This is a genomic window from Vibrio sp. 1167, assembly GCF_033340375.1.
Classification (GTDB): Bacteria; Pseudomonadota; Gammaproteobacteria; order Enterobacterales; family Vibrionaceae; genus Vibrio; species Vibrio alginolyticus.
The window spans coordinates 1-1,005 of record NZ_JAWOWK010000144.1 but is presented as its reverse complement, the minus strand read 5'-3'; the positions used below and the strand labels follow the sequence as shown (position 1 = coordinate 1,005).

Sequence of the window (1,005 nt, the reverse complement as noted above, 5' to 3'; positions counted from 1 at the left end):
GGATTTTGCTTGGTTTAAACGTTGTACGATGGGGAAGCCCGTCGTAATGGGAAGAAAGACTTACGATTCAATTGGTCGCCCTTTGCCAGGACGTTTGAATATTGTCATTAGCCGAGATGAATCATTGAGTATTGAAGGCGTTACGACGGTGACTTCAGTTGAAAAAGCGTTAGAGGCTGCAGGTGATGTTGAAGAAGTAATGATCATTGGTGGCGGTGCTATCTATGCTTCTTGTTTAGCGATGGCAAATAAACTGTACGTCACACATATTGATGCTGTAGTTGAAGGTGACACCCAGTTCCCAGACTGGGGTAATGAGTTCAAAGAGACATATTCTGAAACCTACCAAGCGGATGAGAAAAACGCTTACAACATGCGTTTTACGATTTTAGAAAAGCAATAGTTAGAAAAGTCTCTCGAAGCAGAATAGAAAAAAGCACCGTAACCACGGTGCTTTTTGTTTTTGGAGGAACGATCTAGTGATTAATCGAGAGCGTCTTGGGTAAAGAGTTGTTTGTCTTCCCAACGGATCATCGTCAGCGAACCACCCCAGACACAACCTGTATCGAGTCCAATGACTTTTTCATCGATATAGCCCTGCAATGCTGCCCAGTGGCCGAATAACACTGTTTTTTCTAACGGTATGCGGTGCGGCAGTTCAAACCAAGGTACCAATTGGTCACCTGTGACTTCTTGCGGAGGCAGTTTGCAGTCCATATCTAAACGACCATCAGAAAAGCAGAAACGCATTCTTGTAAAGGCATTGATGATATAGCGATAGCGATCCAGACCTTCCAGTGAGTCATCCCAAAGATCTGGTAAGTTGCTGTACATGTTTTTTAGCAACCACGGCAACTCTTCGCCTTGGATAATATGTTCTACTTCGCGAGCGCATTGTCTGGCTGTCTCTAAATCCCATTGCGGTGAGATACCCGCATGACACATCACAAACTCGTCGTGCTCTGCCAGAAGAGGTTGTTTAGCTAGCCAAGAGAGCAGTTCTTC

At 44.8% G+C, this 1,005-nt stretch carries 2 protein-coding genes; one reads left to right on the top strand and one right to left on the bottom strand.

The window, feature by feature from the left end:
* Window positions 1-403, top strand: a 403-nt coding sequence (gene folA / locus R7Z78_RS24970; RefSeq protein WP_169643687.1) for a type 3 dihydrofolate reductase, incomplete at its 5' end; no start/stop codon positions are given.
* Window positions 404-483: 80 nt separating this feature from the next.
* Here the strand turns inward: folA and apaH are convergent.
* A partial coding sequence (gene apaH / locus R7Z78_RS24965) for a bis(5'-nucleosyl)-tetraphosphatase (symmetrical) ApaH (protein ID WP_169643685.1) occupies window positions 484-1,005 on the bottom strand: 522 nt, incomplete at its 5' end.